Origin of the sequence: Enterobacter sp. V89_11, from assembly GCF_029967775.1 — a bacterium.
GTDB classification, from domain to species: domain Bacteria; phylum Pseudomonadota; class Gammaproteobacteria; order Enterobacterales; family Enterobacteriaceae; genus Enterobacter; species Enterobacter ludwigii.
Window position 1 is genome coordinate 23,178 of sequence record NZ_JASCAN010000021.1, and the last position, 24,774, is coordinate 47,951.

General features: G+C 55.4%; 23 protein-coding genes. 18 read left to right on the top strand and 5 right to left on the bottom strand.

Annotated elements, in window-relative coordinates; genetic code table 11:
- Nucleotides 1–26: 26 nt before the first annotated feature.
- Both yigL and QLG09_RS15840 read left to right on the top strand, forming a co-directional pair.
- The gene (yigL, locus tag QLG09_RS15835) at nt 27–827 is read left to right on the top strand and encodes a sugar/pyridoxal phosphate phosphatase YigL (protein WP_020882878.1); all 801 of its coding nucleotides are present in this window, start codon (nt 27–29) and stop codon (nt 825–827) included.
- Nucleotides 828–909: 82 nt separating this feature from the next.
- Nucleotides 910–1,809: a carboxylate/amino acid/amine transporter gene (locus QLG09_RS15840; RefSeq protein ID WP_020882877.1), complete on the top strand. Its 900-nt coding sequence runs from the start codon at nt 910–912 to the stop codon at nt 1,807–1,809.
- Here QLG09_RS15840 and metR read toward each other — a convergent pair.
- Nucleotides 1,697–2,650 (bottom strand): HTH-type transcriptional regulator MetR, encoded by a 954-nt coding sequence (gene metR / locus QLG09_RS15845; protein ID WP_014172120.1) that lies wholly within the window; start codon nt 2,648–2,650, stop codon nt 1,697–1,699. The two genes, QLG09_RS15840 and metR, sit on opposite strands and share 113 nt — an antisense overlap.
- A gap of 116 nt (nt 2,651–2,766) precedes the next feature.
- On the opposite strand from metR, the gene metE reads away from it, so the two are divergent.
- Entirely contained in the window at nt 2,767–5,028 is a 2,262-nt protein-coding gene (gene metE, locus QLG09_RS15850; protein ID WP_014172119.1) for a 5-methyltetrahydropteroyltriglutamate--homocysteine S-methyltransferase, read from the top strand.
- A 45-nt stretch (nt 5,029–5,073) separates the two neighbouring features.
- Here the strand turns inward: metE and QLG09_RS15855 are convergent, their stop codons facing one another.
- Nucleotides 5,074–5,880: a dienelactone hydrolase family protein gene (locus tag QLG09_RS15855; protein WP_014172118.1), complete on the bottom strand. Its 807-nt coding sequence runs from the start codon at nt 5,878–5,880 to the stop codon at nt 5,074–5,076.
- Between the two features lie 255 nt (nt 5,881–6,135).
- On the opposite strand from QLG09_RS15855, the gene udp reads away from it, so the two are divergent.
- The 9 genes from udp to tatD all read left to right on the top strand — a co-directional run bounded on the left by udp (nt 6,136) and on the right by tatD (nt 14,045).
- Nucleotides 6,136–6,897, top strand: a complete 762-nt coding sequence (udp, locus tag QLG09_RS15860) for a uridine phosphorylase (protein WP_003860792.1) — start codon at nt 6,136–6,138, stop codon at nt 6,895–6,897.
- A gap of 138 nt (nt 6,898–7,035) precedes the next feature.
- Complete coding sequence (gene rmuC / locus QLG09_RS15865; protein WP_282489060.1) at nt 7,036–8,493, top strand: DNA recombination protein RmuC; 1,458 nt, start codon at nt 7,036–7,038, stop codon at nt 8,491–8,493.
- 66 nt (nt 8,494–8,559) lie between these two features.
- The gene (gene ubiE, locus QLG09_RS15870) at nt 8,560–9,315 is read left to right on the top strand and encodes a bifunctional demethylmenaquinone methyltransferase/2-methoxy-6-polyprenyl-1,4-benzoquinol methylase UbiE (RefSeq protein WP_014172115.1); all 756 of its coding nucleotides are present in this window, start codon (nt 8,560–8,562) and stop codon (nt 9,313–9,315) included.
- Nucleotides 9,316–9,328: 13 nt separating this feature from the next.
- A complete protein-coding gene (gene ubiJ, locus QLG09_RS15875) occupies nt 9,329–9,934 on the top strand; it encodes a ubiquinone biosynthesis protein UbiJ (RefSeq protein ID WP_032680095.1) in 606 nt (201 codons plus the stop codon).
- The gene (gene ubiB, locus QLG09_RS15880) at nt 9,931–11,571 is read left to right on the top strand and encodes a ubiquinone biosynthesis regulatory protein kinase UbiB (protein ID WP_014172113.1); all 1,641 of its coding nucleotides are present in this window, start codon (nt 9,931–9,933) and stop codon (nt 11,569–11,571) included. Before ubiJ ends, ubiB begins: the two co-directional genes overlap by 4 nt.
- 76 nt (nt 11,572–11,647) lie before the next feature.
- Nucleotides 11,648–11,902 carry a Sec-independent protein translocase subunit TatA gene (gene tatA, locus QLG09_RS15885; RefSeq protein ID WP_020882874.1) on the top strand — a complete coding sequence of 85 codons (255 nt, stop codon included), beginning with the start codon at nt 11,648–11,650 and terminating at the stop codon, nt 11,900–11,902.
- Nucleotides 11,903–11,905: 3 nt separating this feature from the next.
- Nucleotides 11,906–12,448: a Sec-independent protein translocase protein TatB gene (gene tatB, locus QLG09_RS15890; protein ID WP_047356059.1), complete on the top strand. Its 543-nt coding sequence runs from the start codon at nt 11,906–11,908 to the stop codon at nt 12,446–12,448.
- A 2-nt stretch (nt 12,449–12,450) separates the two neighbouring features.
- On the top strand, nt 12,451–13,221 hold the full coding sequence (gene tatC, locus QLG09_RS15895) for a Sec-independent protein translocase subunit TatC (protein ID WP_014172110.1): 771 nt from the start codon (nt 12,451–12,453) through the stop codon (nt 13,219–13,221).
- Between the two features lie 41 nt (nt 13,222–13,262).
- Nucleotides 13,263–14,045, top strand: coding sequence for a 3'-5' ssDNA/RNA exonuclease TatD (tatD, locus tag QLG09_RS15900; RefSeq protein WP_049021981.1), 783 nt, complete (start codon nt 13,263–13,265; stop codon nt 14,043–14,045).
- Here the strand turns inward: tatD and rfaH are convergent.
- On the bottom strand, nt 14,042–14,533 hold the full coding sequence (gene rfaH / locus QLG09_RS15905; RefSeq protein ID WP_020882871.1) for a transcription/translation regulatory transformer protein RfaH: 492 nt from the start codon (nt 14,531–14,533) through the stop codon (nt 14,042–14,044). The genes tatD and rfaH overlap by 4 nt on opposite strands.
- A gap of 170 nt (nt 14,534–14,703) precedes the next feature.
- Between rfaH and ubiD the strand changes: the two genes are divergently transcribed.
- Entirely contained in the window at nt 14,704–16,209 is a 1,506-nt protein-coding gene (gene ubiD, locus QLG09_RS15910) for a 4-hydroxy-3-polyprenylbenzoate decarboxylase (protein ID WP_014172107.1), read from the top strand.
- A 30-nt stretch (nt 16,210–16,239) separates the two neighbouring features.
- The gene (fre, locus tag QLG09_RS15915) at nt 16,240–16,941 is read left to right on the top strand and encodes an NAD(P)H-flavin reductase (protein ID WP_014172106.1); all 702 of its coding nucleotides are present in this window, start codon (nt 16,240–16,242) and stop codon (nt 16,939–16,941) included.
- A gap of 182 nt (nt 16,942–17,123) precedes the next feature.
- Here fre and fadA read toward each other — a convergent pair whose 3' ends face one another.
- Nucleotides 17,124–18,287 (bottom strand): acetyl-CoA C-acyltransferase FadA, encoded by a 1,164-nt coding sequence (gene fadA, locus QLG09_RS15920; RefSeq protein WP_014172105.1) that lies wholly within the window; start codon nt 18,285–18,287, stop codon nt 17,124–17,126.
- A gap of 9 nt (nt 18,288–18,296) precedes the next feature.
- The gene (gene fadB, locus QLG09_RS15925; protein WP_073397791.1) at nt 18,297–20,486 is read right to left on the bottom strand and encodes a fatty acid oxidation complex subunit alpha FadB; all 2,190 of its coding nucleotides are present in this window, start codon (nt 20,484–20,486) and stop codon (nt 18,297–18,299) included.
- 190 nt (nt 20,487–20,676) lie between these two features.
- On the opposite strand from fadB, the gene pepQ reads away from it, so the two are divergent.
- From pepQ to hemG, 4 genes are read left to right on the top strand one after another with little or no spacing between them, the layout of a single operon-like run.
- Nucleotides 20,677–22,008, top strand: coding sequence for a Xaa-Pro dipeptidase (gene pepQ / locus QLG09_RS15930; RefSeq protein ID WP_020882869.1), 1,332 nt, complete (start codon nt 20,677–20,679; stop codon nt 22,006–22,008).
- Nucleotides 22,008–22,622: an IMPACT family protein gene (locus QLG09_RS15935; protein WP_020882868.1), complete on the top strand. Its 615-nt coding sequence runs from the start codon at nt 22,008–22,010 to the stop codon at nt 22,620–22,622. The genes pepQ and QLG09_RS15935 overlap by 1 nt, the downstream gene beginning before the upstream one ends.
- 41 nt (nt 22,623–22,663) lie before the next feature.
- The gene (gene trkH, locus QLG09_RS15940) at nt 22,664–24,115 is read left to right on the top strand and encodes a Trk system potassium transporter TrkH (RefSeq protein ID WP_025202793.1); all 1,452 of its coding nucleotides are present in this window, start codon (nt 22,664–22,666) and stop codon (nt 24,113–24,115) included.
- 10 nt (nt 24,116–24,125) lie between these two features.
- The gene (gene hemG / locus QLG09_RS15945; RefSeq protein WP_020882866.1) at nt 24,126–24,671 is read left to right on the top strand and encodes a menaquinone-dependent protoporphyrinogen IX dehydrogenase; all 546 of its coding nucleotides are present in this window, start codon (nt 24,126–24,128) and stop codon (nt 24,669–24,671) included.
- Nucleotides 24,672–24,774 lie beyond the last annotated feature (103 nt).

Genomic DNA, 24,774 nt, shown 5'->3' on the forward strand with positions numbered 1-24,774 from the left:
TTTTACCACCAGAGGTTGAAATCCCTATGTACCAGGTTGTTGCATCTGATTTAGATGGCACGCTGCTTTCGCCCGACCATACCCTGTCGCCTTACGCGAAAGAGACCTTAAAGCTTCTGACCGCCCGCGGAGTGAACTTCGTGTTTGCCACCGGCCGCCACCACGTGGACGTGGGGCAGATCCGCGATAATCTTGAGATCAAATCGTACATGATCACCTCCAACGGTGCGCGCGTACACGATACCGATGGCAACCTGATCTTTACGCATAACCTGGATCGCGACATTGCCGCCGATCTGTTCGGCGTAGTGCATAACAACCCGGACATTATCACTAACGTTTATCGCGATGACGACTGGTTCATGAATCGCCATCGCCCGGATGAAATGCGTTTCTTCAAGGAAGCGGTATTTAACTATTCCCTGTACGAGCCAGGCCTGCTGGAGCCGGAAGGGATCAGCAAGGTGTTCTTTACCTGCGAAAGCCACGAAGCGTTGCTGCCGCTGGAACAGGCGATTAATGCGCGTTGGGGTGACCGCGTCAACGTGAGTTTCTCGACCCTGACCTGTCTGGAAGTTATGGCGGGGGGAGTTTCCAAAGGGCACGCGCTGGAAGCCGTGGCGAAACGTCTGGGCTTCGAACTGAAAGACTGTATCGCCTTCGGTGATGGTATGAACGACGCCGAAATGCTCTCTATGGCGGGCAAAGGCTGCATTATGCAGAATGCACACCAGCGTCTGAAAGACCTGCACCCGGAACTGGAAGTGATTGGGTCTAACGCTGACAACGCAGTACCAAAATACCTGCGTAAACTGTTCCTTGAATAATCTTCATTTGATTGTTTATCGCTCAGTTGTCAACTAAAGAGTTCGCTACAATGCCTGTCCTTCTTTCTGAGAGACAAGCATTGTGGCGCTACTCATTATTACCACTATCCTGTGGGCCTTCTCTTTTAGCCTGATTGGCGAATACCTCGCCGGGCACGTCGACAGCTACTTCTCGGTGCTGATGCGCGTGGGGCTGGCGGCGCTGGTATTCCTGCCCTTTCTGCGTACACGCGGGCAATCGCTGAAGACCATTTTGCTGTACATGCTGGTGGGGGCGATGCAGCTCGGCATCATGTACCTGTTCAGCTTCCGGGCTTACGTCTACCTGTCTGTCTCTGAATTTCTGCTTTTCACCGTGCTTACGCCGCTCTATATCACGCTGATTTACGATCTGCTCAGCAAACGTCGTTTGCGCTGGGGATATCTGTTGAGCGCGGCGCTGGCGGTGATCGGGGCGGCGATTATTCGCTACGACAAAGTGAGCGACCACTTCTGGACCGGGCTGATGTTCGTGCAGCTGGCGAACCTCAGCTTTGCCATCGGTATGGTCGGGTACAAGCGCCTGATGGAAACCCGTCCGATGCCACAGCATAACGCGTTCGCCTGGTTCTATATGGGGGCAGCTATCGTCGCGGTGGCGGCATGGTTTATGCTCGGCAACCCGCAAAAGCTCCCGACGACAACCCTGCAGTGGGGCGTTCTGGTCTGGCTGGGCGTGGTGGCATCGGGGCTGGGGTACTTCATGTGGAACTACGGCGCTACGCAGGTAGACGCCGGTACGCTGGGGATCATGAACAACGTGCATGTGCCTGCAGGGCTGCTGGTGAACCTTGCCATCTGGCAGCAGCAGCCTCACTGGCCGAGCTTCCTTATTGGGGGAGCAGTGATTCTGGCTTCGCTGTGGGTCCATCGCCGTTGGGTCGCTCCGCGCTCCGCACAAACGGAAGATGATCGCACGCGTGGTTCCGCGCAGAGCGAATAAACGCTTCCGTAATCGGCTGACGCTGCTCGCCATCGCGCACGGCGGCGTACAGCCGGCTCCATAGTCCCTCACCCAGGGTTTTAGTGACAACCAGACCCTGGCGTTCAAAACTCTCCACAACCCAGTGTGGCAGCGCAGCGATGCCCATTCTGGCGGCAACCATCTGAATTAACAGCAGGGTGTTATCCACGCTTTTGAGCTGCGGGCTAATGCCGGCCGGCTGCAGGAAGTGACGCCAGATATCCAGCCGACTGCGCTGTACCGGGTAAATCAGCAGCGTTTCACTGGCTAAATCTTCCGGGGTGATACGCGTTTTACTGGCCAGCGGATGATCCGGAGCCAGCACCAGACGTACCTCATAATCAAACATTGGCGAATAGTGCAGGCCGCTGCGGGGCAGAATGTCTGAGGTCATCACCAGATCCAGTTCGCCCTGCTGGAGCGACGGCTGCGGGTCGAACGTCACGCCGGATTTGAAATCCATCTCCACCTGCGGCCACCTCTGGCGGAAGTTCTCAAGCGCGGGTGTCAGCCATTGAATACAGCTGTGACACTCAATGGCGATACGCAGCCTGGTTTGCTGCGGCTCGTTACAGGACTGCAGCGCGCTGGCTATTTGCGGCAGCACCTGATTAGCCAGCTGCAGCAGGATCTCGCCCTGAGGCGTAAAGCGTAGCGGCTGGCTCTTACGCACAAAAAGACGAAAGCCGAGGCGTTGTTCCAGATCGCTGAACTGGTGAGAAAGGGCGGACTGGGTCTGGTGCAGCGTGGCTGCCGCCGCCGCGAGAGAACCGCAATTTCGCAACGCTTGTAGCGTTTTCAGGTGTTTAATCTCGATCATGAAAGTCCTTCACTTCGCCATGAACATTTTGCGCTTGAGGAATATACAGTAACTGCCAATTATGGATGTGTAAACATCTGGATGGCTAAATACGAAAAATTCACAGGGGACACACCATGACAATTCGCAATCACACTCTCGGTTTCCCTCGCGTTGGCCTTCGCCGCGAGCTGAAAAAAGCGCAGGAAAGTTACTGGGCAGGTACCTCTGGCCGTGAAGAATTGCTGGCAGTGGGCCGCGAACTGCGTGCGCGCCACTGGGAACAGCAAAAGCAGGCGGGCATTGACCTGCTGCCCGTGGGCGATTTCGCCTGGTACGACCATGTTCTGACCACCAGCCTGCTGCTTGGCAACGTGCCGGCTCGTCATCAGAACAAAGATGGATCGGTAGATATCGACACCCTGTTCCGCATTGGCCGTGGTCGTGCGCCAACGGGAGAGCCTGCGGCAGCGGCGGAAATGACCAAGTGGTTCAACACCAACTATCACTATATGGTGCCGGAATTTGTGAAAGGCCAGCAGTTCAAACTGAGCTGGACCCAGTTGCTCGACGAAGTCGATGAAGCGCTGGCGCTGGGCCACCAGGTGAAACCGGTACTGCTGGGGCCGGTAACGTATTTGTGGCTGGGTAAAGTGAAAGGCGAGCAGTTTGACCGTCTCAGCCTGCTGAACGATATTCTGCCGGTCTACAAACAGGTGCTGATTGAACTGGGTAAACGCGGAATTCAGTGGGTGCAAATCGATGAGCCTGCGCTGGTGCTGGAGCTGCCGCAGGCGTGGCTGAAAGCGTTTAAACCCGCTTACGATGCCCTTACTGGTCAGGTGAAGCTATTGCTGACCACCTATTTTGAAGGCGTGACGCCGAACCTGAGTACTATTACTGCGCTACCGGTTCAGGGTCTTCATGTTGACCTGGTCCACGGCAAAGATGACGTGGCCGAACTGCACAAACGTCTGCCTGAAGAGTGGTTGCTTTCGGCCGGACTGGTGAATGGCCGTAACGTCTGGCGCGCCGATCTGACCGAGAAATATGCACAGATTAAAGATATCGTCGGCAAACGTGAGCTGTGGGTGGCCTCCTCCTGCTCTCTGCTGCACAGCCCAATCGATCTGAGTGTGGAAACCCGCCTGGATCCCGAGGTGAAGAGCTGGTTTGCCTTTGCGCTGCAAAAATGTGAAGAGCTGGCGCTGCTGCGTGATGCGTTAAATAGCGGTGACACCACGGCCATTACCGACTGGAGCGCCCCCATTCAGGCGCGTCGTCATTCGGCACGCGTCCACAACCCGGCGGTCGAAAAACGTCTGGCGGCCATTACCGCGCAGGACAGCCAGCGTCAGAGCCCCTATGAGGTGCGTGCCGAAGCCCAGCGTGCCCGCTTCAACCTGCCAGCGTGGCCAACCACCACCATCGGCTCCTTCCCGCAGACGACGGAGATCCGCGGCCTGCGTCTGGATTTCAAAAAAGGCAACCTCGATGCGAATCACTACCGCACCGGCATCGCTGAGCACATCAGACAGGCGATTGTTGAGCAGGAACGTTTAGGTCTGGACGTGCTGGTACACGGTGAAGCCGAGCGTAACGACATGGTGGAATACTTCGGCGAACATCTGGACGGTTTCGTCTTTACGCAGAACGGTTGGGTGCAGAGTTATGGCTCCCGCTGTGTGAAGCCACCGGTGGTGATTGGTGACGTCAGCCGCCCGCAAGCGATCACCGTAGAGTGGGCAAAATTCGCCCAGTCCCTGACCGACAAACCGGTGAAAGGGATGCTGACCGGCCCGGTGACGATCCTCTGCTGGTCCTTCCCGCGTGAAGATGTGACCCGTGAAACCATCGCCAAACAGATTGCGCTGGCGCTGCGTGATGAAGTGGCCGATCTGGAAGCGGCGGGTATCGGCATCATCCAGATTGATGAACCGGCGCTACGCGAAGGTTTGCCGCTGCGTCGCAGTGACTGGGATGCTTATCTGAAGTGGGGTGTGGAGGCTTTCCGCCTCAACGCCGCGGTCGCGAAAGACGACACACAGATCCACACCCACATGTGTTACTGCGAATTTAACGACATTATGGATTCGATTGCCGCGCTGGATGCCGACGTGATCACCATCGAAACGTCGCGTTCAGACATGGAACTGCTGGAGTCCTTCGAAGCGTTCGAGTATCCAAACGAAATTGGGCCGGGTGTCTACGACATCCACTCCCCGAACGTACCGAGCGTGGAGTGGATTGAGAGCCTGCTGAAAAAAGCCGCCCAGCGGATCCCGGCTGAGCGCCTGTGGGTCAACCCGGACTGCGGACTGAAAACCCGCGGCTGGCCGGAGACCCGCGCGGCACTCGCGAACATGGTCAGGGCGGCGCAGAATTTGCGTCAGGCCTGATAAATCCGAAGCCCGGCAAGGCGTAGCCGCGACCGGGCTTTTGTTTTACGCTTTTTTCCCGCCGTACTGGCTGAACCATGCCAGCATCCGCTGCCAGCCATCTTTAGCCGATTCCGCGTGATAGCTCGGACGATAGTCGGCATTAAAGGCGTGGCCGGCATCCGGGTAAACGATGATTTCAGCTTTTGCATTGGCTGCGCGGAGCGCATGGCGCATGGTCTCTACCGTATCAAGCGGGATCCCTGTGTCCTGGCCGCCATAAAGCCCTAAGACTGGGGCATTTAACTCGGTGGCGATATCAACGGGATGCTTCGGCGAGTTCAGCGTTTTCTCCCCCACCAGTTTGCCGTACCAGGCAACGGCGGCTTTAAGCTGCGGATTATGTGCGGCATACAGCCAGCTGATACGTCCTCCCCAGCAGAAACCCGTCACCATCAGACGATGTGCGTCGCCGCCATTGCGCGCAGCCCAACTGGCCACGTGGTCCAGATCGGCCAGTACCTGTGCATCCGGCACTTTGCTGACCAGGTTGCTGAACAGCGTCGGTATATCGCTGTAGTCGTTCGGATCGCCCTGACGGAAATAGAGCTCTGGCGCAACGGCCAGATAACCTTCCAGCGCCAGACGGCGGCAAAGGTCGCGAATATGTTCGTGAACGCCGAAAATTTCCTGAACCACAATCACGATGGGCAGCGGGCCGTCGGCCGATTTTGGCCGCGCGTGGTAAGCAGGCATATTCTCCCCCTGCGAGGGGATGGAGGTCTCACCTGCCGTAATGGCCTCTTCAGGTGTTGAGACGATGGTTGATGCATGAGGGGCCGCTGCAGGTGCAAAACCGGTTTTTTCAGTCATGGCATTCTCCGTACCAATGAGTTAGCGCAAAGGTAAATATAGTCACCAGGTTAACAATTCACAGTGCCTGAAACGGTCTATCTTTTGTGCAGCACCTGACGATATAACTTGTTAATGTGATGTGAATCACTATTTCATGGAAATTTACTGCAATCATTTTCATTCATGGTGAGATGTGTCACGTAATTCTGCTTACTGCTTCTGTAAAGTACCTTTTTACTTCTTCTGACTAACCGACCCACAGAGGAGTCACCTATGTCTAAGTCTGATGTTTTTCATCTCGGCCTCACTAAAAACGATTTACAAGGGGCTACGCTGGCTATCGTCCCGGGCGATCCTGAGCGTGTGGAAAAGATCGCCGCGCTGATGGATAAGCCGGTTAAGCTTGCTGCCCATCGTGAATTCACCACCTGGCGCGCTGAGCTGGATGGCAAAGCGGTGATCGTCTGTTCTACCGGTATCGGTGGCCCGTCCACCTCAATTGCTGTTGAAGAGCTGGCGCAGCTGGGCATTCGTACTTTCCTGCGTATCGGGACTACCGGTGCCATTCAGCCGCATATCAACGTTGGCGACGTGCTGGTGACAACCGCTTCCGTGCGTCTGGACGGCGCGAGTCTGCACTTTGCCCCTATGGAATTCCCGGCGGTGGCGGATTTCGAATGCACCACCGCACTGGTTGAAGCCGCGAAATCCGTTGGCGCAACCACCCACGTAGGCGTGACCGCCTCTTCTGATACCTTCTACCCAGGCCAGGAGCGTTATGACACCTTCTCCGGCCGCGTGGTAAGCCGTTTCAAAGGTTCTATGGAAGAGTGGCAGTCTATGGGCGTAATGAACTACGAAATGGAATCTGCAACCTTGCTGACCATGTGTGCAAGCCAGGGTCTGCGTGCCGGTATGGTGGCGGGCGTTATCGTCAACCGTACCCAGCAGGAGATCCCGAACGCGGAAACCATGAAGCAGACCGAAAGTCATGCGGTGAAAATCGTGGTTGAAGCAGCGCGTCGCCTGATCTAATCCCTTCTTATACGAAAAAAGGCCGACCCGTTCGGCCTTTTTTTTTGCGTAGCGCCTCGCAGGAAAACCCTTTCAAACTGGACGTTTATACAGCACAATTCTATTTTGTGCAGGTAATACGTTGATGCAGGGGGCATTGTGGATATCTCAATCCTGATTTATGCAGTGATTGCGCTGGTGGGCGTGGGGGCAGGCTGGCTGATTTCCAGCTACCAGCACGCGCAACAAAAGGCCGATCAGCTGGCCGAGCGAGAAGAGATAGTCGCCGATTTAAGCGCGGCAAAACAGCAGGTTGCGCTGAGCGAACACTGGCGTGACGAATGCGAACTGCTCAACAACGAGCTGCGCAATCTTCGCGATATCAACACCTCGCTGGAGGCCGATCTCCGCGAAGTGACTACCCGCCTCGAATCCACCCAGCTGCATGCGGAAGATAAAATCCGCCAGATGATGAACAGCGAGCAACGCCTCAGCGAGCAGTTCGAGAACCTCGCGAACCGCATTTTTGAACACAGCAACCGCCGCGTAGACGAACAAAACCGCCAAAGCCTGAATAGCCTGCTAACGCCCCTGCGTGAACAGCTGGACGGCTTTCGTCGTCAGGTACAGGACAGCTTTGGGCAGGAGGCTCGCGAGCGGCACACGCTGGCGCATGAAATTCGTAATCTTCAGCAGCTGAATGCGCAAATGGCGCAGGAAGCGGTCAACCTGACCCGTGCGCTGAAGGGCGATAACAAAACCCAGGGCAACTGGGGGGAAGTGGTGCTGACCCGCGTGCTGGAGGCCTCTGGCCTGCGGGAAGGGTATGAATACGAAACGCAGGTGAGTATCGAGAACGATGCCCGCTCGCGTATGCAGCCTGATGTGATTGTGCGGCTCCCGCAGGGCAAAGATGTGGTGATAGACGCCAAAATGACGCTGGTGGCTTATGAGCGCTATTTCAATGCGGAAGATGACTACACCCGCGAGTCGGCGCTGCAGGAGCACATCGCCTCCGTGCGTAACCACATTCGTCTGCTGGGCAGAAAAGACTACCAGCAGTTACCCGGCCTGCGCTCGCTGGATTACGTCCTGATGTTTATTCCGGTTGAACCCGCGTTCTTGCTGGCGCTCGACAGACAGCCTGAACTGATTACCGAAGCCCTAAAAAATAACATTATGCTGGTGAGCCCCACCACGCTGCTGGTGGCATTGCGCACCATTGCCAACCTGTGGCGCTATGAACATCAGAGCCGTAATGCGCAGCAGATTGCCGATCGCGCCAGCAAGCTTTACGACAAAATGCGCCTTTTTGTGGATGATATGTCCTCGGTCGGGCAAAGCCTTGACCGCGCCCAGGATAACTATCGCCAGGCGATGAAAAAACTCTCTTCCGGGCGTGGCAACTTACTGGCGCAGGCCGAAGCGTTTCGTTCCCTGGGTGTGGAGGTGAAGCGCGAGATTAATCCGGAATTAGTTGAGCAGGCCACCGCCCAGGATGAAGAGTTTCGCATGCGCGAAGGCGCTGGCGAACAAAAGACAAACAGTGAAGACAATACGTTAGCGACAGATTTAACGTCAGACGAGCGTCCGGCACGTTTCTTTCGCGAAGGTTGAAACGTAGGGCAAACGCGCCCAATCTGTTACACTTCACGAACATTTTACTGATAAGCAGGCTCTGAGATGGTTGACGATTCACAAGACACGACGCACTTTGGCTTTCAGACTGTCGCCAAAGCGCAGAAAGCTGATATGGTGGCCCACGTATTTCATTCCGTGGCGGCGAAGTACGATGTGATGAATGACTTGATGTCGTTCGGCATTCATCGCTTGTGGAAGCGCTTCACCATCGACTGTAGCGGTGTGCGTCGTGGACAAACGGTACTGGATTTAGCCGGCGGTACAGGCGATTTGACAGCAAAATTCTCCCGTCTGGTGGGCGAAACCGGTCGCGTTGTTCTGGCAGATATTAACGACTCAATGCTCAAAATGGGACGTGAGAAGCTGCGTAACATCGGCGTGGTAGGTAATGTCGAGTATGTGCAGGCGAACGCCGAAGCGCTGCCTTTCCCGGATAATACCTTTGACTGCATCACTATCTCCTTCGGCCTGCGTAACGTCACCGATAAAGAAAAAGCGCTGCGCTCCATGTACCGCGTGTTAAAGCCGGGTGGACGCCTGCTGGTGCTCGAATTCTCCAAACCGATTCTTGAGCCGTTAAGCAAAGCTTACGACGCATACTCATTCCATGTACTGCCGCGCATTGGTGAGCTGGTGGCAAACGACGCGGAAAGCTATCGGTACCTGGCGGAATCTATCCGTATGCACCCGGATCAGGACACTTTAAAGGCCATGATGCAGGATGCGGAATTCGAGAACGTTGAGTATTTCAACATGACGGCAGGTGTCGTCGCGCTGCATCGCGGTTATAAGTTCTGAGTGGAGGTTTCCCGTGCCCTTTAAACCCTTAGTCACCGCAGGCATCGAGAATGTCCTGAATGCCTTTCTTTACCGCGCACCGGCGCTAAAAGCCGCACGTCAGCGGCTTAACGGCAAGGTGCTGCGTGTTGTTCTGAAAGAGTTCTCGACGCCGCTTGTGCTGGTTTTCAGTGAACGCCAGCTTGACGTTCTGGGTGAGTGGGAAGGTGAAGCCGACTGCTCCGTGATTACGCACATGAGCGTGCTGCCAAAATTACGTGACCGTCAGCAGCTTACGGCGCTTATCCGCAGCGGTGAGCTGGAAGTGGAAGGCGACATTCAGGTCGTACAGAATTTCGTTGCGCTCAGCGATCTGGCCGAGTTTGACCCGGCAGAGCTGCTTGCGCCTTTCATTGGCGACATTGCTGCCGAAGGGATCGGTAAAGCCATTCATGGCGGTACGGCTTTCCTTCGCAAGAGTCTGCAACGGCAGCAACGCTATGCGGCGGAAGTACTGACTGAAGAGTGGCGTATGGCCCCTGGCGCGCTTGAAGTTGCATGGTTTGCGGAAGAGACCGCGGCGGTTGAACGCGCGGTGGATGCCTTAACCAAACGGCTGGAAAAACTGGAGGGCAAATGACGCCTGGTGAAATTCGGCGCCTCTATTTTATCGTCCACACCTTTTTGAGTTACGGGCTCGACGAGCTTATCCCCAAAATGCGTATCACGCTGCTGCTTCGCATCTGGCGGCGGATGTTGTTCTGGATGCCTAATCGTCATAAAGATCAGCCGCTGGGTGAACGTCTTCGCCTGGCGCTCCAGGAGCTGGGCCCGGTATGGATTAAGTTCGGGCAAATGCTCTCGACTCGCCGCGATCTTTTCCCGCCGCAGATTGCCGATGAACTGGCACTGCTGCAGGACCGCGTTGCACCGTTTGACGGTGTGAGAGCGAAAAAACAGATCGAAGAGGCGATGGGCAATATTCCTGTCGAGACCTGGTTTGACGATTTCGAAATAGAACCTCTTGCTTCAGCCTCTATCGCCCAGGTGCATACAGCACGTCTGAAAGAGAACGGCAAAGAGGTGGTTATCAAAGTGATCCGCCCGGACATCCTGCCGGTAATCCGAGCGGACATGAAGCTTATCTATCGGCTTGCACGCTGGGTTCCGCGCCTGCTCCCCGACGGACGCCGTCTGCGCCCAATGGAAGTTGTGCGGGAGTATGAAAAAACGCTGATTGATGAATTAAACCTGCTGCGTGAATCGGCAAATGCCATCCAGCTGCGCCGGAACTTTGAAAACAGCCCGATGCTCTATGTGCCGGAAGTGTATTCGGACTACTGCAGCCAGAACATGATGGTAATGGAGCGGATTTACGGTATTCCGGTCTCGGATGTGGCAGCCCTTGAAAAGCAGGGAACCAACATGAAGCTGCTGGCCGAGCGTGGTGTACAGGTCTTCTTTACCCAGGTATTCCGCGACAGCTTTTTCCACGCGGACATGCACCCGGGGAATATCTTCGTCAGTTATGAGCACCCGGAAGACCCGAAATATATCGGTATTGACTGCGGTATTGTGGGCTCGCTGAACAAAGAAGATAAGCGCTATCTCGCTGAGAACTTTATTGCCTTCTTTAACCGTGATTACCGCAAGGTGGCCGAGCTGCACGTTGATTCTGGCTGGGTTCCGCCGGACACCAACGTCGAAGAGTTTGAGTTTGCTATCCGTACCGTCTGCGAGCCGATTTTTGAAAAGCCGCTGGCAGAAATTTCCTTCGGACACGTATTGCTGAACCTGTTTAACACGGCACGCCGCTTCAACATGGAAGTGCAGCCACAGTTAGTTTTACTTCAGAAAACATTACTTTACGTTGAAGGTGTAGGTCGACAGCTCTATCCTCAGTTAGACTTATGGAAGACTGCGAAACCTTTCCTTGAATCCTGGATTAAGGATCAGGTGGGCATTCCGGCGCTGGTGCGCTCTATTAAAGAGAAAGGCCCGTTCTGGATAGAAAAAATGCCTGATATTCCTGAACTGATTTACGACAGTTTGCGTCAGAGCAAGAACCTTCAGCACAGCATGGATAAAATCGCCCGCGAGCTTCAGTCCAGCCGTGTTCGACAGGGGCAGTCGCGCTATCTCTTTGGCATTGGAGCAACGCTGCTGCTGAGTGGTACGCTGTTGCTGATTACTCGCCCTGACTGGCAGATGATGCCCGCCTGGCTGATGGCTGGCGGTGTTGTGGTCTGGCTCGCCGGCTGGAGAAAAACGCGCTGATTTTGCGTCGCTATCGACGGGTCGCCTACGTATAATGCGACCTGACTCATTAATCATCTATCCCTGAGGTACATGTATGGGTGGTATCAGTATCTGGCAATTGTTGATCATTGCCGTCATCGTCGTGCTGCTGTTTGGCACGAAAAAGCTCGGTTCTATCGGCTCCGATCTGGGCGCGTCTATCAAAGGCTTCAAGAAAGCGATGAGCGATGATGAGAGCAAGCAGGATAAAACCAGCCAGGATGCTGACTTTACTGCTAAATCCATCTCCGACAAGCAGGAAGAGGCGAAAAAAGAAGACGCTAAACGCCACGATAAAGAGCAGGTGTAATTCGTGTTCGACATTGGTTTTAGTGAGCTGCTGCTGGTCTTTGTGATTGGCCTGATAGTGTTAGGACCCCAGCGTCTGCCGGTGGCGGTGAAAACCGTTGTGGGCTGGGTACGCGCGCTGAGATCGCTGGCTTCGACCGTACAAAATGAGCTGGCGCAGGAACTTAAGCTGCAGGAGTTTCAGGAAAGCCTGAAAAAGGTGGAAAAGGCGAGCATGGATAACCTGACGCCTGAACTGAAAGCCTCAATGGATGAACTGCGTGAAGCGGCAGAATCCATGAAGCGCTCCTACAGCGTCAACGATCCTGAAAAGGCGAGCGATGAAGCCAACACCATCCACAACCCGGTGGTGAAGGACAGCGAAGCGCAGCGCGAGGGCGTTACGCCTGCCAGCGCGGAGCATCAGGCTACCGCGCCTGAACAAACGCCGCAGGAATCTGAACCGAAAAAACAGGCGCAGCCGGAAGAACCGGTAGTAAAAGCGGCTGACGTTAAGCCTGCCGCGCCTGTTTCCGAATCATCCCCCTCGTCGAGTGATAAAGCGTAAACATGGCAGTAGATGATACCCAACCGCTGATTACGCACCTCATAGAGCTGCGTAAGCGCCTGTTAAACTGCATTATCGCGGTTTTCCTCATTTTCTTATGCCTGGTCTATTTCGCCAACGATATCTACCAGGTTGTCTCTGCGCCGCTGATCAAGCAGATGCCGCTGGGGGCAACGATGATCGCAACCGACGTTGCATCACCGTTCTTTACCCCTATTAAGCTCACCTTCTGGGTATCGTTGATTGCCTCTGCGCCGGTCATTCTTTATCAGGTGTGGGCGTTTGTGGCGCCAGCGCTGTACAAGCATGAACGCAAGCTGGTGATCCCGCTGCTGGTATCCAGCTCGCTGCTGTTCTATATCGGCATGGCGTTCGCCTACTTTGTTGTCTTCCCGCTGGCCTTTGGCTTCCTGACGCATACCGCGCCGGAAGGGGTTCAGGTGTCGACGGATATCGCCAGCTACCTCAGCTTTGTGATGGCGCTGTTTATGGCGTTCGGCGTGGCATTCGAAGTGCCGGTAGCCATTGTGCTGCTTTGCTGGGTAGGGGTGACTACCCCTGATGACCTGCGTAAGAAGCGCCCGTATATCCTGGTTGGCGCGTTTGTGGTTGGTATGCTGCTCACACCACCTGACGTCTTCTCACAAACACTGCTGGCAATACCGATGTATTGTCTGTTTGAAGTCGGCGTATTCTTCTCGCGTTTCTACGTGGGAAAAGGGCGTCGGTCGGATGACGAAGACGATACGTCGGAAAAGACCACTGAAGAGTAAAACCAGCCGCCCGTCAGGGCGGTTGTGCTATGGGGAATCGCATGTTTGATATCGGACTCAACCTGACCAGCTCGCAGTTTGCGAAAGACTGCGATGAGGTCGTCGCGCGTGCTTTTGCCGCCGGGGTGAAAGGACTGCTTCTGACGGGAACCAACCTGCATGAAAGCGAGCAGGCGCAACAGCTTGCTCAACGCTATGATCGCTGCTGGTCAACCGCTGGCGTGCATCCTCATGACAGCAGCCAGTGGACGCCGCAGAGCGCTGAAATCATACACAGGCTGGCGCAAACCCCTGAAGTCGTGGCCATTGGCGAATGCGGTCTCGATTTCAACCGTAACTTTTCCACACCAGCCGAACAGGAAAACGCCTTCACCGCCCAGCTCGCCCTGGCGGCGGAACTTGGAATGCCGGTGTTTATGCACTGCCGTGACGCGCATGAGCGCTTCCTCGCCTTACTGGAACCCTGGCTCGATAAACTGCCCGGTGCGGTACTGCACTGCTTTACCGGTTCACGGCAGGAAGCGCTGGATTGTCTGGAACGCGGGTTATATCTGGGCATTACCGGCTGGGTTTGCGATGAACGTCGCGGGCTTGAGCTTCGCGAGCTGTTGCCGGTGATCCCGGCGGACCGCTTGCTTGTTGAAACCGACGCACCTTATCTGCTGCCGCGAGATATGCAACCCAAACCGGCTTCTCGACGTAACGAACCGGCCTATCTGGGGCATATTCTTGAGAGCGTAGCGCGCTGGCGCGGAGAAGACCCGCACTGGCTGTGCGCACAGACGGATGACAACGTGCGTCGCCTGTTCGGGATAGACGTTTAAACTTTGCGGAAGTCGGTGTTTTTCACGCTCTGCAATACCTGCTTATTCAGCAGGTTGAGCAGCAGCATGGAGCGTGCTTCACCGTCAGGCTCGGCGAAAATCGCCTGTAAGCCCTCGAAAGCCCCTTCAGTGATGACGACGCTGTCGCCTGCGTAGGGGGTTTCCGGATCGGTGATGCCTTCAGGTTGCTGGTACACCGAAAGCTGATGAATCACCGTTGACGGAACCGTGGCCGGGTGAGCGCCAAAACGCACAAAGTGGCTGACACCGCGTGTGGCGCTGATGGTCGTGGTGTGAATCACTTCCGGGTCGAACTCAACGAACAGATAGTTCGGGAATAATGGCTCACTGACGGTCGTGCGCTTCCCGCGCTGCATTTTTTCAAGCGTGATCACGGGTGTCAGGCAATTTACAGACTGACGTTCAAGATGTTCCTGCGCGCGCTGAAGTTGCCCGCGTTTGCAATACAGTAAATACCAGGCCTGCATAATCACTCTTTCCCTTAGTTCGGGGCGCAAGCATATCAAAACCCTGGCGGGATCGCTAAGTTGATTATAATGGGGGAAAAGGGAACAGAATGCATAAGTTCACGCTAATTTAACAAAATTACAGCATCAAGCAGGCTTACGCCGTATAATGAAGCGCTTACAGAGAGGCCATGACTAACTGCATGAAATACCACGATCTCCGCGACTTCCTGACGCTGCTGGAAAAGCAGGGCGAACTCAAACGCATTACACTTCCTGTTGATCCTTATCTGGAAATGACAGAAATTGCTGACCGCACCCTGCGTGCCGGTGGCCCCGCTTTACTGTTTGAAAACCCAAAAGGGTATTCGATGCCGGTGCTGTGCAACCTGTTTGGTACACCGCGCCGTGTGGCGTTGGGGATGGGACAGGAGGACGTCACGGCGCTGCGCGAAGTGGGTAAACTGCTGGCGTTTCTGAAAGAGCCAGAGCCACCGAAAGGTTTCCGCGATCTGTTCGATAAACTGCCGCAGTTTAAGCAGGTGCTAAACATGCCAACCAAACGTCTGCGCGGCGCACCGTGTCAGCAGAAAGTGCTGGAAGGCGATGCGGTGGATCTGACAAAAATTCCTGTCATGCAATGCTGGCCTGAAGATGCTGCGCCGCTTATCACCTGGGGGCTCACTGTCACGCGTGGTCCGCACAAAGAGCGACAAAATCTGGGTATTTACCGCCAGCAGCTGATTGGCAAGAATAAGCTCATCATGCGCTGGTTGTCACATCGTGGCGGCGCCCTGGATTTCCAGGAGTGGTGTGCTGAACACCCGGGCGAGCGTTTCCCAGTTTCCGTTGCGTTAGGCGCCGATCCGGCCACGATTCTGGGGGCGGTAACGCCAGTGCCGGATACGCTGTCCGAATATGCCTTTGCAGGCCTGCTGCGCGGAACCAAAACCGAAGTCGTGAAGTGTATTTCTAATGACCTTGAAGTTCCTGCCAGCGCGGAGATCGTTCTGGAAGGTTACCTTGAGCAGGGCGAAATGGCACCGGAAGGGCCATACGGTGACCACACCGGCTATTACAACGAAGTTGATAACTTCCCGGTGTTTACCGTCACGCACATCACCCAGCGTGAAGATGCGATTTACCACTCCACCTATACCGGACGTCCACCGGATGAACCGGCGGTACTGGGAGTGGCGCTGAACGAAGTGTTTGTGCCGATCCTGCAAAAGCAGTTCCCGGAAATTGTTGATTTTTACCTGCCGCCAGAAGGGTGCTCGTATCGCCTGGCGGTGGTGACGATGAAGAAGCAATATCCTGGTCACGCTAAACGCGTGATGATGGGCGTATGGTCTTTCCTGCGCCAGTTTATGTATACCAAATTTGTTATTGTCTGCGATGATGATGTTAACGCCCGCGACTGGAATGACGTTATCTGGGCTATTACTACGCGAATGGATCCGGCGCGCGATACGGTGTTAGTCGAAAACACGCCGATAGATTATCTGGATTTTGCCTCGCCGGTCTCCGGCCTTGGCTCAAAAATGGGACTGGATGCCACAAACAAATGGCCCGGCGAAACCGAGCGTGAATGGGGTCGACCGATCAAAAAAGATCCTGCCGTGACCGCGCGCATTGACGCGATCTGGGATGAACTGGCCATAATGAATAACGGTAAACCTGAAACAGGCCGTTAAGCCCTATAGACTTCACGACAGAGAGAGCGAATGACAACCTTAAGCTGTAAAGTGACCTCGGTAGATGCTATCACCGACACCGTATATCGCGTCCGTTTAGTGCCTGAAGCGGCATTCTCTTTCCGCGCCGGTCAGTACTTGATGGTCGTGATGGATGAGCGTGATAAGCGTCCCTTCTCTATGGCTTCTACGCCAGCAGAGCAGGAATTTATTGAGCTTCATATTGGTGCGTCTGAGCTTAACCTGTATGCGATGGCCGTCATGGACCGCATTCTGAAAGAACGTGAAATCGTGGTGGATATTCCTCACGGTGATGCCTGGCTGCGTGAAGATGAAGACCGTCCGCTGATCCTGATTGCGGGGGGAACGGGTTTCTCTTATGTGCGCTCTATCCTGCTGACGGCCCTGGCGCGTAACCCGGATCGCGATATCACCATCTACTGGGGCGGCCGCGAAGAGAAACATCTCTACGACCTCTCTGAACTGGAAGCATTAAGCGTCAATCATCCACACCTGCGCATTGAGCCGGTGGTGGAGCAGCCTGAAGAGGGCTGGCGTGGGCGCAGCGGTACGGTACTGACGGCGGTGCTGCAGGATCACGGCACGCTGGCGGGACATGATATCTATATTGCTGGCCGTTTTGAGATGGCGAAAATTGCCCGTGACCTGTTCTGCAACGAACGTGACGCGCGTGAAGACCGTCTCTTCGGCGATGCGTTCGCGTTCATTTAAATAAAAAACCCGCCCCTGACAGGCGGGAAGAACGGCAACTAAACTTTATCTCTTCGCCACTGGCGCCATAACTGCGATGGCTGCGCGTGCTCACCCGAATCCCTTACTTCCGTAAGCGCATCGGGCGCCGCTCGCGTGCCGCCGTGTTCTGGCGACACTGGCTGTAAGAACCCCTCGAAGATTTACACTCGCTCAAATACCGTCGCGATACCCTGACCCAGCCCGATACACATCGTCGCCAGACCAAACTGAGCGTCTTTGCGTTCCATCAGGTTAATCAGCGTGGTGCTGATGCGTGCCCCGGAACAACCCAGCGGGTGACCGAGGGCGATCGCGCCGCCATTGAGGTTAATCTTGTCGTCTATCTGATCCATCAGGCCCAGATCTTTGATGCACGGCAGGATCTGCGCGGCAAAGGCTTCGTTCATCTCAAACAGATCGATATCACTGGTGGTTAAGCCTGCTTTTTTCAGCGCCAGCTTCGAGGCCGGCACCGGACCGTAACCCATAATGGACGGATCGCAACCCACCACCGCCATCGAACGCACCCGGGCACGAGGCGTCAGGCCTAACTCGCGGGCACGGCTTTCACTCATCACCAGCATCGCGGCGGCCCCGTCAGATAGGGCAGACGAGGTGCCTGCCGTTACCGTACCGGTGACCGGGTCAAACGCCGGGCGCAGCGTAGAAAGGGTTTCTACAGTGGTTTCCGGGCGAATCACTTCATCGTAGCTGAACTGCTTCAAAACGCCGTCAGCATCGTGACCACCGGTTGGGATGATCTCATGCTTAAATGCGCCGGACTGCGTTGCGGCCCAGGCGCGTGCGTGGGAGCGCGCGGCAAAGGTATCCTGCATTTCGCGGCTGATGCCGTGGAGGCGGGAAAGCATCTCAGCGGTCAGGCCCATCATTCCCGCCGCTTTCGCCACGTTACGGCTCATACCCGGGTGGAAATCAACCCCGTGGCTCATCGGCACGTGGCCCATGTGCTCCACGCCGCCGACCAGACAGGCCTGCGCATCACCGGTCATGATCATGCGTGCCGCGTCGTGCAGCGCCTGCATTGACGAACCACACAGACGGTTAACGGTCACCGCCGGAACTGAATGCGGGATCTCCGCCAGCAGCGAAGCGTTACGGGCGATGTTAAAGCCCTGTTCGAGGGTTTGCTGTACACAGCCCCAGTAAATATCGTCGAGCGCAGCGGGATCCAGTGCCGGGTTACGCGCCAGCAGGCTACGCATCAGGTGCGCGGAGAGGTCTTCCGCGCGCACATTACGGAATGCACCGCCTTTTGAACGGCCCATCGGGGTGCGAATCGCATCAACAATGACAACCTTTTCCATTGTGACTCCTTAAGCCGTTTTCAGCTCGCCAACCGGACGGGCTGGCTCAACTGCTGGGTAATAGGGTTCGTTATGGCGCGCTTTGTTACGCAGACCTTCCGGCACGTCATACAGCGGGCCGAGGTGCTGGTACTGCTGAGCCATATCGAGATAACGGGCGCTGCCGAGCGTATCCAGCCAGCGGAACGCGCCGCCGTGGAACGGAGGGAAGCCGAGGCCGTACACCAGCGCCATATCGGCTTCTGCCGGGCTGGCGATAATGCCTTCTTCCAGGCAACGCACCACTTCGTTGATCATTGGAATCATCATTCGGGCGATGATTTCATCGTCGGTGAAGTCACGTTTCGGCTGGCTGACGTCGGCCAGCAGGCCATCCACCGCCTCGTCTTCTTCTTTCTTCGGTTTACCTTTGCTGTCTTCTTTATAGCGCCAGAAGCCCAGGCCGTTTTTCTGACCAAAGCGGCTGGCGTCAAACAGGGCGTCAATGGCGTCGCGGTAATCTTTCTGCATGCGCTGCGGGAAGCCTGCCGCCATCACCGCCTGGGCGTGGTGTGCGGTGTCAATGCCGACCACATCTAGCAGATACGCCGGACCCATCGGCCAGCCGAACTGTTTTTCCATCACTTTGTCGACTTTGCGGAAATCCGCACCGTCGCGCAGGAGCTGGCTGAAACCGGCGAAGTACGGGAACAGCACGCGGTTGACGAAGAAGCCCGGACAGTCGTTGACCACGATTGGGGTTTTGCCCATTTTGCTGGCCCATGCCACGACTTTGGCGATCGTTTCGTCAGAGGTTTTTTCCCCACGGATCACTTCGACAAGCGGCATACGGTGCACCGGGTTAAAGAAGTGCATACCGCAGAACTTTTCCGGGCGCTTCAGAACGCCTGCCAGTTCGCTAATCGGGATGGTGGAGGTGTTTGAGGCCAGTACGGTATCAGGACGAACCTTCTCTTCGGTTTCCGCCAGCACCGCTTTTTTGACTTTCGGGTTCTCAACGACCGCTTCAACGACCACATCCACACGGTCGAAACCGCTATAGTCCAGGGTCGGGTGGATTGTCGAGATCACCCCTGAGAGTTTCAGACCGTCAATTTTGCCGCGTTCCAGCTGTTTATTCAGCAGCTTGGCCGCTTCGGTCATGCCCAGCGTCAGGGATTTCTCGTTGATGTCTTTCATCACCACAGGCACGCCTTTCCAGGCCGACTGATAAGCGATGCCGCCGCCCATAATGCCTGCACCGAGTACCGCCGCCTGTTTTGGCGTCTCAACATTTTTGGTCAGCTGTTTCGCCTTACCTTTCACGAATTGATCGTTCAGGAAGATGCCCACCAGTGCGCGAGCTTCATTAGTGTGCGCCAGCGGAACAAAGCTTTGGTTTTCCAGTTTCAGCGCTTCATCACGGCCAAAGCGGGCTGCGGCTTCAATCGTTTTAACGGCGGTAATGGGCGCGGGGTAGTGTTTGCCTGCCGTCTGCAACACCATCCCTTTGGCGATGGTGAAGCTCATGGCGGCTTCAATTTTGCTGAGTTTCAACGGTTCCAGCTTCGGCTGACGTTTGGCTTTCCAGTCGAGGTCGCCATTAATGGCCTGATGCAGAATGGCGAGGGAGCCTTCAATCAGTTTTTCTGGTTTAACCACACCGTCCACCAGGCCTATTTTCTGCGCCTGTTCCGCCCCGACATCTTTACCGGCGGCGATAATCTCCAGGGCGCTATCGGCACCCAGCATGCGTGGCATACGTACGGAACCGCCAAAGCCTGGCATGATGCCCAGCTTTGTTTCCGGCAGGCCGATGCGCAGGTCTGGCGTGGCCAGACGATAGTCGGTTGCCAGCACGCACTCGCAGCCGCCGCCCAGCGCGTAGCCGTTAACGGCGGAGACTGTCGGAACAGGCAAATCTTCCAGACGATTAAAGACGCTGTTGGCAAAGTGCAGCCACTGGCTCAGCTGTTCTTCCGGGACCTGGAACAGTGAAAGGAATTCGGTGATATCTGCACCGACAATAAAAGCCGCTTTGTTTGAGCGCAGCAGCAGTCCTTTTAATTCAGATTGTTTTTCAAGCACATCCAGCGCCTGGCCAAGACTGGCCACCGTCGCGGTATCAAGCTTGTTGACTGAGCCGGGGGCATCGAACACCAGTTCGGCAATGCCATCTTCCAGCCAGTTGAGGTACAGGGTGTCGCCTTTGTAGAGCATGTCAGTCTCCTGAATCCAGCAAGTGGATCTGGTCATACCAGATGAGACGGAGTGTGGAATTTATGTTAATAAAATGCAAATTTCTCATTAAGAAATTGCTGCATTGATCACGGTCGGTGGAAATCACGCAGTCGGAGTCAGGTGTGCTAAGATGCGATGACTTGAGCTCAGAAAAATGAAAGGAAGAAAGATGGACTCACTGGCTTCGCTTTATAAAAATCATATCGTTACCCTACAGGAACGTACCCGTGATGTACTGGCGCGCTTTAAGCTGGATGCGCTGTTAATCCACTCCGGAGAGCTGATTAACACCTTCCTGGATGACCATGCGTATCCGTTTAAGGTCAACCCGCAGTTCAAAGCCTGGGTGCCGGTCACGCAGGTCCCAAATTGCTGGTTGCTGGTGGACGGGGTGAACAAGCCGAAACTGTGGTTCTATCTGCCTGTCGATTACTGGCACAACGTTGAGCCGCTGCCGACCAGCTTCTGGACGGAAGAAGTGGACGTTATCGCTTTACCAAAAGCCGATGGCATTGGCAGCCTCCTGCCAGCCGGGCGCGGCAACATTGCTTATATTGGCCCGGTTCCCGAGCGTGCGCTCGGTCTGGATATTCCGGCGGATAAACTCAATCCGAAAGGGGTTCTGGATTATCTGCACTACTATCGCGCTTATAAGACCGACTACGAACTTTACTGCATGCGTGAAGCGCAAAAAACGGCGGTAAATGGTCACCGTGCTGCGCATGAAGCGTTCCAGTCTGGCATGAGCGAGTTCGATATTAACCAGGCGTATCTGACCGCCACCGGCCACCGTGACACTGATGTCCCTTACAGCAACATCGTCGCGCTGAATGAGCATGCGTCCGTTCTGCACTACACCAGGCTCGATCACCAGGTGCCATCCGAGATGCGCAGCTTCCTGTTGGACGCCGGGGCAGAGTACAACGGCTATGCGGCCGACCTGACCCGCACCTGGGCGGCAAATGCGGATACCGATTTTGCACAACTGATTAAAGACGTTAACGATGAGCAACTGGCGCTTATTGGCACCATGAAAGCGGGAACCAGCTATGTGGATTACCACATCCAGTTCCATCAGCGCATCGCTAAACTGCTGCGTAAGCACCAGATCGTGAAAGACATGAGCGAAGAGGCGATGGTGGAAAACGATCTGACCGGGCCGTTCATGCCGCACGGTATTGGTCACCCGCTGGGTCTGCAGGTTCATGATGTTGCCGGTTTTATGCAGGACGATACCGGTACGCACCTGGCCGCGCCGTCTAAATATCCTTACCTGCGCTGCACGCGTATTCTTGAGCCGCGTATGGTGCTGACCATCGAGCCGGGTATCTACTTTATCGAATCGCTGTTAGCGCCATGGCGTGAAGGCCCGTTCAGCAAGCACTTCAACTGGGACAAAATTGAAGCGCTGAAACCGTTTGGCGGTATTCGTATCGAAGACAACGTGGTGATCCACGAAAACGGTATTGAGAATATGACGCGAGACCTGAAGCTGGCCTGATGGATAGCTGGCTGATACCGGCTGAACCGGTCACCTTTGTTGAGGAAATTAAGAAGAGCCGATTCATTACGCTGCTGGCACATACCGACGGCGTTGAGGCGGCAAAAGCGTTTGTTGAGTCCGTTCGCGCGCAGCACCCTGACGCACGTCACCATTGCGTGGCATGGGTGGCAGGGCCGCCGAACGATTCACAACAGCTGGGGTTTTCCGATGACGGTGAACCGGCAGGCACAGCCGGTAAACCCATGCTCTCCCAGTTGATGGGCAGCGGCGTGGGTGAAATCACCGCCGTGGTCGTTCGCTACTACGGCGGTATTTTATTAGGCACGGGTGGACTGGTTAAAGCGTATGGCGGTGGGGTTCAGCAGGCACTGAATATGCTGATTACCACCCGCAAAACGCCGCTCACCGAATATACTTTACTGTGCGATTATGGCCAGTTATCCGGCATTGAGGCATTGCTAAAGCAGTTTAACGGCGTCATCGCGCACAGTGACTATCAGGCAATGGTGCAACTGCGTGTGGCGCTTCCGCAGGCGGAACTGGCTGCTTTTTCAGCAAAGCTGGCGGATTTTAGTCGCGGTTCGTTGCAATTGCTGCCGATTGAAGAATAATCCCCACCTCACTTTTTTGAATACCAAAGGAAGCGGCAGAGATGCATTTTCGTGCCATTACCCGAATCGTTGGACTGCTGGTCATACTTTTTTCCGGGACGATGATTCTCCCAGGACTGGTAGCGCTTATCTACCGGGACGGCGCGGGGCGGGCATTTACCCAGACCTTCTTTGTCGCGCTGGCGATTGGCTCTCTGCTGTGGTGGCCAAACCGTCGTCAAAAGGGTGAGCTGAAATCTCGCGAAGGGTTTCTGATTGTTGTTCTGTTCTGGACAGTGCTGGGAAGCGTGGGTGCGCTACCCTTTATCTTCTCTGAGCAGCCTAATCTGACCGTCACGGATGCGTTTTTTGAATCGTTCTCGGGTTTAACGACGACCGGGGCGACCACGCTAGTCGGGCTAGATTCCTTACCGCACGCCATTCTCTTTTATCGCCAGATGCTGCAATGGTTCGGGGGGATGGGGATCATCGTCCTGGCCGTGGCCATCCTGCCTATTCTCGGCGTCGGGGGGATGCAGCTCTACCGTGCGGAAATGCCGGGCCCACTGAAAGATAACAAGATGCGCCCGCGCATAGCCGAGACGGCGAAAACCCTGTGGCTTATCTATGTCTTACTGACGGTCGCCTGTGCGTTAGCGTTATGGTTTGCCGGGATGCCTGCATTCGACGCTATCGGGCACAGCTTTGCGACGATCGCCATCGGCGGGTTCTCGACCCACGATGCCAGCGTGGGTTACTTCGACAGCCCCACCATTAACACGATCATTGCCATCTTCCTGCTGATTTCCGGCTGTAACTACGGTCTGCACTTCTCCTTACTCAGCGGGCGTAGCCTGAAGGTGTACTGGCGTGACCCGGAGTTTCGCATGTTCATTGGTGTCCAGCTTACGCTGGTCATCATCTGTACCGTGGTGTTGTGGTTCCACGATGTCTATAACTCCGCGTTGACTACGTTAAATCAGGCATTCTTCCAGGTGGTGTCGATGGCAACCACCGCCGGTTTTACAACGGACAGTATTGCGCGCTGGCCGCTGTTCCTGCCGGTACTGCTGCTGTGTTCTGCGTTCATCGGGGGTTGTGCGGGGTCGACGGGCGGTGGCCTGAAGGTGATTCGTATTCTGCTGTTGTTTAAGCAGGGGAACCGTGAACTTAAACGTCTGGTCCACCCGAACGCGGTTTACAGCATCAAACTGGGTAACCGTGCCCTGCCGGAACGTATTCTTGAAGCGGTGTGGGGGTTCTTCTCGGCCTATGCGCTGGTCTTCATCGTCAGTATGCTGGCGATTATCGCGACGGGGGTGGATGATTTCTCTGCCTTTGCTTCCGTCGTTGCAACGTTGAATAACCTCGGGCCTGGCCTGGGGGTTGTGGCGGATAACTTTGCCAGTATGAACCCGGTCGCGAAATGGATCCTCATCGCCAACATGCTGTTTGGTCGTCTGGAGGTCTTTACGCTGCTGGTGCTGTTCACCCCAACATTCTGGCGCGAGTAAGGAGTCGTCGGTGAAAACACTTATTCTTTTCTCTACGCGGGATGGGCAAACGCGTGAGATTGCCTCATATCTGGCTTCAGAATTAAAAGAGCTGGGGATTTACTCTGATGTGGTGAACCTGAACCGCACGGAGCAGATAGCCTGGCAGGATTACGACCGTGTGGTTATTGGCGCGTCTATTCGTTACGGGCATTTCCATCCGGCGCTGGATCGTTTTGTGAAAAAGCATACGGCAGTGCTCAATAAACTGCCCGGGGCTTTTTACTCGGTCAATCTGGTGGCGCGTAAACCTGAGAAACGTACGCCGCAGACCAACAGCTATACGCGCAAGTTTCTGTTGAGCTCTCCGTGGCAGCCGGACATCAGCGCCGTCTTTGCCGGCGCGCTGCGTTATCCGCGCTATCGCTGGTATGACCGCTTTATGATTCGCCTCATTATGAAGATGACCGGTGGCGAAACCGATACGCGCAAAGAGGTGGTGTATACCGACTGGTCGCAGGTCGCCAGTTTTGCGCGGGAGATCGCACATTTATCAGGCGATTCGCGGCTTAAATAGGCGTGAAGTTTGAAAAGTGAGCGAACGAAAAGTTTTTTGTATTTTGTGCTTGTCACTTCAGAATAACTCCCTATAATGCGCCTCCACTGACACGGAACAACGG